The sequence below is a fragment of the Marinobacter sp. DUT-3 genome, from assembly GCF_050379435.1.
Taxonomy (GTDB): domain Bacteria; phylum Pseudomonadota; class Gammaproteobacteria; order Pseudomonadales; family Oleiphilaceae; genus Marinobacter.
Map to the genome: position 1 here is coordinate 24793 of NZ_JBNRMG010000019.1, position 8825 is coordinate 33617.

The following is an 8825-nucleotide window of genomic DNA, read 5'->3' on the forward strand; positions in this document are numbered from 1 at the left end:
GTAGTGAATCGTCACAGGAAATACGTGATTGCAGTGTAAATCGATCAGAGGGCGCTGTGGAAATGTATTTCTACTCATGACCGGGGCGACGGCGCTTCTTGGCTGTCAGCGCCAGGGTGGTTGCGTAGATGTCGTGGACATCCCGGGCAAACTGTTCCACGGAAAAGTCCCCGGCAAAAGCGAGTGCCTGTTCCGCCAGTTCCTGCCTCAGCTCATCGTCCTCCAGCAGGCGCTTCGCCTGTGCGCACCACTGATCCTGTCTCTCCGGGGTTTTAAAGCCGTTGAATCCATCGCGGACCACGTCTTCAATGCCGCTGGAACGCACCGCGACAACCGGCAGGCCGGCCGCCATGGCTTCCAGGATCACCATGCCCTGGGTCTCGGATTTGGAGGCAAACAGAAATGCATCCCCGAGCCGATACCAGGTCGCCATGTCCTCCGGCGGCACGGCGCCCACCAGAGTGACGTATTGTTCCAGGCCAAGGTCCCGGATTTTCGTCTGCAAACGGTCCCGCTGATGGCCATCCCCGATCATCAGGAAATGGAACGGCACGTCCGTCTGCTGCCGTAGTGAATCCATCGCTTCGATCATGAAGTCGATGTTCTTCTCGTTGGAGAGCCGGGACACGCTGACAAAGACCTTTTCTTCCCCCAGCCCCAGGGACTGCCGCAGTTTCTCGATCTCCTCCGGGCTTACCTGTTGGAACCGCTGGTATTCGATGCCGGTCGGCTGCACAAACGTCGGCGTCTTTACCCCGATCATCCGCAGGTATTCTTCCGTGGAGTAGGTGGGAACGATGACCCCGTCGCACTTGTTGGCAAATCGCTTGATCAGCGCATGGGAAATCAGGTTGCGGAACAGCATGCCGGGCAGGGGCACAAAATGGGCGTAATGCTCCAGCCGCGTATGGTAGGTATAGATGGCCGGCACCCTCAGCCGCCGCGCCATGAACAGCCCCAGGGATCCCAGCCAGAACGGGTGGTGCAGGTGGATAATATCCGGACGGAAAGACCGCACCCGCATGCGGATGCGGGCCAGGAAAATATTCGCCAGCCGGAATTCCCGCTTCTGGCCCATGGCGAGTAATGAGGGCACCCGCAGTACCTGTTCTTCCGCCTCGGGCTGATCCTTGTAGCTGGGGGCTACCACCAGCAGCTTGTCGCCCAGGTGCTCCAGGCCGCGCCGCAGCCGCTCGATAGAGAGCGGAACGCCACCAATAAAGGGCAGGTAGTTGTTGGTGAACATCGCCACTTTCAGCGATTTCTCTTGCCAGGGCGTCGGGTCCAGATCGTAATCCGGGTAGTAATCCTTACCGACAAAGATGGCGGCATAGAGCTTGATGGCAATGGCCGCAAAAAGCGTGACGATAAGGATGAAGTTGAGGTAGCCGGTGTAAAGCAGCGAGTAGATAAAAAACCAGAGACCCTCCAGGCGCTCGAGGACGGGCTGCTGGCCCACTTCCAGGCGCTGGAGGGAGTGGCTGACTTCGCCGGTCGGGCTCACGTCTACCCGCACGAAATGGTAGAAACTGGTGTCGTTATTCAGAACCAGTCCGCCGGCACCACCGGTGGTGATAAACCGGGTATCTCCCACCAGACGGTCCGAATACAGGGAAAGGTTGGCAGAGAACACAAGGTCGATGTTGTGTTCCTCTATCGTGCGCAGCAGCGCCTCCCGAAATTCATCCGGGGCCAGGTAATCGTCCCGCTCGTCGAACGGCGCATCGACGTCCGGCTCTACTGGCGGGTGGCCGACGAACAGGATCCTGGTGGCGGACGTGTCCTGGCTCAGCAGGTCGTTCAGCCAGCGCATCTGCCATTGCCAGGAGGTTTTTCCGGTGCTGTCCAGAAAAATCAGCCGGCTGTTGCCTGCCAGGATGCTGTAGAAGTGCGGTCCGAAGTGGTCGTAGAACCGGAAACTGCCAAACTCCTCATACTCATGGGCGCCAAAGGTGAGCAGGTAGGGGATAGTGAGATGGTTGAGGGAACCGTACAGGGCGCGATACTTGTCCTCGCCGCCACCGCTGACAGCATTGCCCGCCGACACCATGAAGTCGATACCCGAGCGGTTGAGCTCCGGAATGATCCGGTCTTCGAAGATGCCGATAGAGTTGTTGATGTTACCAACCACAGCGAAGCTGAAGGGGGCGCCCTCCCGGACGTCCCGGTGAATCCGTTCCACCTGTTCGGTATGTATGCCGTCAAAGTCTTCCAGGAACAGGTTCAGGTAGGCCTTATAGCCAACCAGCAGGAGCACGATCGCCAGGCAAAGGTAAAACAGCCACTTCAACGGGTTTCGGAAAATCATCCGGATGTCCTGCGGTTCTTGATCAGCTCCCTCTGGAGAACCACCAGGCCGATCAGCATGCCCAGATAGATGGTCAGCAGGCGCCAGCTCACAATCACCAGAATCAGATGGTTACCAGACAGAATATCCCGGAAGAAGCTGCCAAAGACACCCTCGGAGATGCCGGATGCACCCGGGGTTGGCGCGAAATACATGATAAACGTGGTCACCACCAGCAGCCCCAGGGAAATCAGGTAGTCCACATCATAGCCCAGTCCATGGATAAGCAGGGCAGGGAAGCTGAACAGACTGAGAAGGAAGATCGCGGTGAACAGAACCGACAGGCCGATAAACAGGGGGCGACCGCCGAGGTAGTCACGGAAACTGCGTGAAAACCTGAGCATTTCCCGTCTTGCCTTGAATTGCCAGCGCCGGTGGCGGGCGTCACTGATCAGATGGAAGTGATGGAGTCTCTTCAGAAAACGGCTGAGCGGCCGGATCAGCCAATGGGTACGGAGCAAAAGAACGGTGAAGAAGCCCAGGTAGATGAGCACGAAAATGGCCAGCGCCATACCCACGTCACCGGCCAGGGTATCGCCATCAAGGGCATCCAGAGTGACCAGGAAAACCGGTGTCAGGGAGAATATGAAAAACACCGCCAGAACCGTGCGGATGGTGGTGGCAGCAGTGGCCCGCCCGACGGGCACGCCATGGTGATGCAGGTACCAGATCTGTGCGAAGCCGCCGCCCGTAGCCATGGGCGTGACATTGGAAAAGAACAGGTTGAGGAACACCAGGCGGAACATTGTCCCCAGGGGCATCTGATGTCCAAGTGCCTTCAGGGTGAAGTACAACCGCAAGCCGTCGGACAGAAAATAGATGAACAGCAATCCAGCGACAGCGACCAGCATCTGCGCGGATAACAGGTCGGAATCGAAACTGAAGCTGCGCTCGGCAAACAGATCGTAAACGACATACAGGCCGATAGCCGTCAGCGCGATAAATGCCAGACTGAAGGCCGTCAGTCTTCGCCAGGAGGAGCGTTTCGAGTAGCTGATATCGGTTGCGTCGGTCATCGGGCGCCTGCTGGATGCGTGGCCTAGGAAGCCAGCGCCTGTTGGATCAGGGCTTTCTGGTGCTCGGCAAAGTCATGGATCAGAGACTGTGCCTTGTCGGCATCCCTTGCCAGAACCGCCTGTGGCAGTTGGGTGAAAAACTCACTGGTCTGTGCCAGGCCCTGACGGTACCGTTCCGCGCTCAGGTAGTAGGCACGGCTCACCGCTGGCTTGAAATTGGAGAGCGCTTCGGTGAGGTAGGGGTTCCGAGCCACTTCACAGCAGACTTCCATCACGTCGAAACTGGCTTCCACCACCGCCGTAATGTCGACCGATGGTTTTTTCATCTGCTCAATCACCGCCCCGACCACATCCAGCATCCGTGGCTTGTCATCCTCCTGCCACCGTTCACACACCTTGGCTGCCAGCATTAACAACAGGTGCATGTACACGTCATACAGCTCGGACGCATGGGCCGCATCCAGCCGCGTTGCTGAAGCCCCCTTGCGTGGTGTGATGTCCACCAGGTGCCAGCGCTCCAGAGTATAAAGTGCCTCCTTCACCGAGGCACGGCTGACCTTCAGGTCTGTGGCGGTGGTGGCTTCATGAATCCGTTCACCGGGCCGGATCTGGCCAGTCATGATGCGTTCGGCGAGATAGTTGGCTATTTGCTCGGCAAGGGTATTGGGAACCTGAAAATCCATAAGGGCTCTCTGAACGGGACGTAAAAGCCGAGTTTATCACAGCCTCACAACTTCCGGCCGGCTACGCCGCTATGCCGATCCTGTCCCAGCACGTGGTCCAACATCGGGTCCCGGCCGGCTTCCCGGCCACGGCGACCCAGGAACCTCAGGCGAATGTGGGGCGGGATGCCCGCATCTTCGTAGATCTCTCCATCAGACGCCCGGTAGATCTCGTTTGACAGGGTCAGTTCCCAGCCGTTGGGCAGGTGGCGTTCCAGAGTGTCTGAAAGGATGCCCTGGGTGGGCTCGCCTATCAGCGTCATGCGGGGATGTTGCAGTAACGCAAGCACGAAAATTTCAGCGGCGCTGGCGGTGAGCTCGCTGGTCAGCACGAACAGGTTCCCACGATAAGTCCCGGCGGTGGCGGGCGATACATGGATCGCCTGCCGGCCGGTGTAACCATTGCCCTGCCGGGCGGACTTGGTGAAAGCCAGGCGTTTCCGGTCCATCAGGTAGGAGGCGAAGCAGAGCGCCACGCCGTCGTAGCCGCCACCGTTACCCCGTACATCCACCACCAGATTGGGCAGGTGGCCCACCTCTGCCATCACCTGTTGCATCAGGGCGTGGATGGCGGCCAGGTCGTCCGCCGGATAACCGATCCTGCCGCTTTGGCCCGCCATGGCCTGGATGTTGAGGTAACCGGTGTCGTCGCTCAGGCGGCCCCACTCAACCAGGCGATTGCCGCCCTGGTGGACGCGGCCACCCAGATAGTCGTTGTGAATCACCTCGCGCAGCCACGCACGCAGCCCGCCCAGGTAGCTGTCGATATCCTCGGTGGTGTCGGCCGCCTCCAGTTCGTCGTCCAGGCGCTTGAAGATAGCGGGCAGGGGGGCGGAGTTGTACTGGCCCCAGGACGAGTATAGATGGACGTGGCCGTCCCGCAGCAGGTGAAGCATGGCCACCAGGGTGGCGTAAAGTACCTCCGGGTGACAGCCCGGTGTGATCCTGGGGCGGAAATCCCGATACGCCTGATGCCAGTCCACGCCCTTGAGGTCGAACAGAGCGTATTGCTCCGCAAAGGTGTGCCAGAACACCTCGAAGTTGTACTCCGGATCTTGCGGGTTCCGGCTGCGAGTATCGGCCACGGTTGCCGGCAGGCACTTGATACGGCGAAAACCGATGCGGGTTACCCCCGTTGCCCGGTGGGCGCTGAAGGCCTGTCCGCCGGGTGATACCGTCAGGGTATCGTAACGCTCGCTCAACTCATCGAGCGGCCCGGACAACAGCGGCAGGCAACTGATCGAGGTTTCCTCGAAAAAGGTGTACTGGTCTTCCTCGATCAGCAGCACCTTGCCATAGCCCAGGGATCGCCAAACACCTTGCAGGTGACCGAAATCGGTTGCAGACGGGGATCTCTTGGTCCGGCGGGCGAATTTCATGGCAAGGGTCCAGAATGCAGGAGGCTGAAAACGTCGTCGACTATCAACAGAGAATAGCTTAGTCCTCGAACAATCGCTGGCGGTCATCCTGCGGGGTCGTGCCGATCCCTGATTGGAAGCCTGCGCTCAACGCTTTATCATCGGGTTCAGTCACCGCCTTAAGGGCGACCTGTTTAATGTCTGAATCCTGAATGCATAAAAGGGAGCACCCCATGCCCAAGCACTTCGAACAAGCCCCAGGTCTGCACGAAGCACCCGTGCCCGAAACTGAAGGCTACGTGTTCAACCAGACCATGATGCGCATCAAAGACCCCGAGCGCTCAATGGACTTTTACACCCGGGTAATGGGCATGCGCCTGGTCCGGAAGCTCGATTTCCCGGAAATGAAATTCACCCTGTATTTCCTGGCCTACCTGGACGACCGCCAGGCCAACACCGTGCCCACAGACGACGCCCACAGAACCACCTTTATCTTCGGCCGTGAAGCCATGCTCGAGCTGACCCATAACTGGGGCACAGAAGACGAAGAAGGCTTTGGCTACCACAACGGCAACGACGAGCCTCAGGGCTTTGGCCACATCGGTATCGCGGTGCCGGACGTATACGCTGCCTGCGACCGTTTTGAACAGCTCGGTGTGGAGTTTGTGAAGAGGCCAGACGACGGCAAAATGAAAGGCCTGGCGTTTATCGCGGATCCGGACGGCTACTGGATCGAAATCCTGCAGCCAAACATGCTGGAGAAGCAGCGCAAGGACAACTGATCAGTCAGCGCTGGCAGTGCCGGGAGCCTTCCCGGCGCTGCTCCTGGACGCCACGATGACCGCCGTGGTGAGGATCAGCGCCCCCGCGATACCGATCATGCCGAGTACCTCCCCGAGAATCACCCACGCCAACAGCGCCACAAACAGCGGCTCCAGGGTCACGATGATGCTGGACAGGGTCGCCGGTGTGGTTTTCATGCCGGAAAAGAAACAGACGTAGCCGATGCAGGTGGGCACCACGCCGATGTACGCCACCATCAGCCAGTGCCTGGGCTCCAGAGTGGCCAGCCCGGTAAAGCCGCCCGTCAGTGCCACCACGGGCAACAGGATCAGTGCAGCGGTCAGGAAACAGATAAACGCAGTGGTAAACACCGGCGTGCCGGCGGAGTTGTAGCGGCTGGTGAGGGTGAAACCGGTGTACACCACCGCGGCCAGCAGGGCCATCAGGATGCCGGCCAGGCGCAGCTGTCCGGTGGTGTCCATATCGCTGATCACCAACATGCCGGTACCCATGATCGCCGCAATCAGCGCCAGTACCGTCACCAGCCCCGGGCGCTCGCCCAGCAGTGGTGCCGCCATAATGGCCACCAGCACCGGTGGCAGGCAGAGGGCAATCAGCGTGGCAATGCCGGCCCCGGTCAGATCAACGGCCAGCAGGTAACTGCCCTGATAGAACGCCTGGAATAACCCCAGCGCCGCCAGGGGAATCAGAGCCTTCAGGGTCAGGTCTCGGAGGGAAACATCCGATGCCGTGCCCGCCAGTTCCCGCTGTTCACGGCGCATCAAAGCATAGAAAAACGGCAGCGCGACCACCAAACGCAGGAATCCCAGGGTAATGGCCTGCAACTCCGTTCCGTTAAACAGGAATTTCGCCACAATGCCGGTCGTCGCCCATAACAGGGCGGCCAGGGCGATCAGTATTGCGCCATGAATCATTGGGTCACCACCGCGCTCTCTACCACATTCTCTCCCATACGCCGTTGTCAGCAGGGCGAGAGGTTAACAGTGCGTTGGCGGGTGTGCCAGAGAGGAGGGGCGGAACCTGGTTGGCTCCGCCCGAACAGCGTTACTTGACGGTGAGGCTGTCAGCGTTCTTCTCGACGGTGACTTCACCAATGCCTTTGACGTTAACCAGATCATCGGCCGTCTGGAAAGGGCCGTTGGCTTCGCGGTAGGCGACGATGGCTTCTGCCTTGCTCTGGCCAATGCCGTTGAGGCTTGCCAGGGTTTCGATGTCTGCCGTGTTGATGTTGATTGCCGTGGGTTCGGCGTGGGCGAAGCCTGTGAACAGGCTGAACAGCAGTACCAGTGTGGCAATCATCGGGGTGCGTTTCATGGATTTGAACTCCTGAGTCTGAATACTATCGTTATGGTTAGGTGCCAGAACGCAGCCAGCAGAGAAGTTCGCTTGGTGGATGATTGTTGCAGGTGAGCAAAAACTGGAAGGTATAATAAGTGCACGGAACAGGACCACATTCCATGTGGCCCCCAATCCGTGTCTGACCCCCGCCTGATCCTTCAGGCTGCACACTTCCTGTGTGCTTCATCCCTGGTGGTCGTCCCTGTATGCCCGTCTCCCTGGGCAACTCCTGATCCGTGGAGTTATCATCCCTGTACCAACTTCCCTGCTGGCTTGTCATCCCTGACAGTTGTCATTCTACAGGGGATGGGGTTTGTACAAACCGGAGATTCGCTCCCGCTCCTGTGCGATATTTCTTACAGATTTGTAAGCTCATGGAGTGGGCTGAAAATGAACCGGAATTCAGTATTTACGCGCCTTCCGGGGCAATTTTTTGCCCGCCTCGATGGGCTTCTGCCGCCTCCCGGATTCGCTCCATGGTGATCTCCCGCACGGCCCTTTGGGAGATGCGAATGTGGCTGGTCAGTTTGTCGGCTGCGTCGGTTGCTTCTCCGGCTCGAAGTGCGGCCAGAATTTCTGAGTGTTCTACATAAGTGGCATCCACCCGATCTTCCCGGGTGAAATCCAGCCGGCGGATAATTCGCAATCGATCGGTAATTTCCCGATGAATACGGGTCATTTCCCTGTTGCCGGCAGCTGCAACCAGATCGCAATGGAAACTTTCGTCCAGTGCCCGAACGGTACTGCCGACAGCACGCTCTGAGGGATGATCTGGATTCCAGATAGCTGTCAGCGTTCTCAAGGCCTGAGGCGGCTCATCCAGAGCGCAGATCTTGTGCATGGCTGCTCTTTCGAGCGTAATCCGCAAATCGTAAAGTTCTTCTACCTGTTGAAAATCAAACGGCTTGACCTGCCACCCACTGCGAAACAGGACCTCGACGTAGCCTTCCCGCTGCAATCGATACAGTGCTTCACGTACGGGCGTCCGGCTGGCGCTCAGTCTGGTTCCAACATCCCCCTCGCTGAACTTGTCACCAGGAATCAAACGAAACTCGAAGATGTCATCCTTCAGGGCTTCGTAGACGCGGTCGGCCATGCTTTCTTTGCGTTTAACCGTTGTTTTGCGAGTCATATGTCTGGCCTTGCGATGGCTATGGCATTCTGGCTTTGGGGGCGGCGGCGATGGGGGGAGTCTTTTTTAAAAACGTCGCTTAAACTCGCTTTGCTCAGACAGGCGACG

At 58.6% G+C, this 8825-nt stretch carries 8 protein-coding genes; 1 reads left to right on the forward strand and 7 read right to left on the reverse strand.

What is annotated here, in order from left to right; all coding sequences use genetic code 11:
• Positions 1-70: 70 nt before the first annotated feature.
• Genes ACQUWM_RS18665 through ACQUWM_RS18680 form a run of 4 tightly spaced genes read right to left on the reverse strand, consistent with a single transcriptional unit; the run spans position 71 to position 5464 of the window.
• A complete protein-coding gene (locus tag ACQUWM_RS18665) occupies positions 71-2308 on the reverse strand; it encodes a glycosyltransferase (protein ID WP_428923096.1) in 2238 nt (745 codons plus the stop codon).
• Positions 2305-3363, reverse strand: a complete 1059-nt coding sequence (locus tag ACQUWM_RS18670) for a lysylphosphatidylglycerol synthase transmembrane domain-containing protein (RefSeq protein ID WP_407002461.1) — start codon at positions 3361-3363, stop codon at positions 2305-2307. The genes ACQUWM_RS18665 and ACQUWM_RS18670 overlap by 4 nt, the downstream gene beginning before the upstream one ends.
• A 23-nt stretch (positions 3364-3386) precedes the next feature.
• Positions 3387-4046, reverse strand: coding sequence for a GntR family transcriptional regulator (locus ACQUWM_RS18675; protein WP_407002460.1), 660 nt, complete (start codon positions 4044-4046; stop codon positions 3387-3389).
• Positions 4047-4090: 44 nt separating this feature from the next.
• On the reverse strand, positions 4091-5464 hold the full coding sequence (locus tag ACQUWM_RS18680) for a S41 family peptidase (protein WP_428923097.1): 1374 nt from the start codon (positions 5462-5464) through the stop codon (positions 4091-4093).
• Between the two features lie 212 nt (positions 5465-5676).
• Here ACQUWM_RS18680 and gloA point away from each other — a divergent pair, with 212 nt between their 5' ends.
• Positions 5677-6225, forward strand: a complete 549-nt coding sequence (gene gloA, locus ACQUWM_RS18685) for a lactoylglutathione lyase (protein ID WP_407002458.1) — start codon at positions 5677-5679, stop codon at positions 6223-6225.
• On the opposite strand, the gene ACQUWM_RS18690 is transcribed toward gloA, so the two are convergent.
• The 3 genes from ACQUWM_RS18690 to ACQUWM_RS18700 form a co-directional block, all read right to left on the reverse strand.
• Complete coding sequence (locus ACQUWM_RS18690) at positions 6226-7161, reverse strand: DMT family transporter (RefSeq protein ID WP_428923098.1); 936 nt, start codon at positions 7159-7161, stop codon at positions 6226-6228. It lies immediately after the preceding gene.
• A gap of 130 nt (positions 7162-7291) precedes the next feature.
• Positions 7292-7561 carry a ComEA family DNA-binding protein gene (locus tag ACQUWM_RS18695; RefSeq protein WP_407002453.1) on the reverse strand — a complete coding sequence of 90 codons (270 nt, stop codon included), beginning with the start codon at positions 7559-7561 and terminating at the stop codon, positions 7292-7294.
• Positions 7562-7994: 433 nt separating this feature from the next.
• Positions 7995-8717: a GntR family transcriptional regulator gene (locus tag ACQUWM_RS18700; RefSeq protein ID WP_428923099.1), complete on the reverse strand. Its 723-nt coding sequence runs from the start codon at positions 8715-8717 to the stop codon at positions 7995-7997.
• Positions 8718-8825: the final 108 nt, after the last annotated feature.

Coding starts and splice junctions, on each gene's coding strand:
- ACQUWM_RS18700 (WP_428923099.1), bottom strand. CDS start 8,717: ATGACTCGCAAAACAACGGTTAAACGCAAAGAAAGCATGGCCGACCGC.
- gloA (WP_407002458.1), top strand. CDS start 5,677: ATGCCCAAGCACTTCGAACAAGCCCCAGGTCTGCACGAAGCACCCGTG.
- ACQUWM_RS18680 (WP_428923097.1), bottom strand. CDS start 5,464: ATGAAATTCGCCCGCCGGACCAAGAGATCCCCGTCTGCAACCGATTTC.
- ACQUWM_RS18690 (WP_428923098.1), bottom strand. CDS start 7,161: ATGATTCATGGCGCAATACTGATCGCCCTGGCCGCCCTGTTATGGGCG.
- ACQUWM_RS18670 (WP_407002461.1), bottom strand. CDS start 3,363: ATGACCGACGCAACCGATATCAGCTACTCGAAACGCTCCTCCTGGCGA.
- ACQUWM_RS18665 (WP_428923096.1), bottom strand. CDS start 2,308: ATGATTTTCCGAAACCCGTTGAAGTGGCTGTTTTACCTTTGCCTGGCG.
- ACQUWM_RS18675 (WP_407002460.1), bottom strand. CDS start 4,046: ATGGATTTTCAGGTTCCCAATACCCTTGCCGAGCAAATAGCCAACTAT.
- ACQUWM_RS18695 (WP_407002453.1), bottom strand. CDS start 7,561: ATGAAACGCACCCCGATGATTGCCACACTGGTACTGCTGTTCAGCCTG.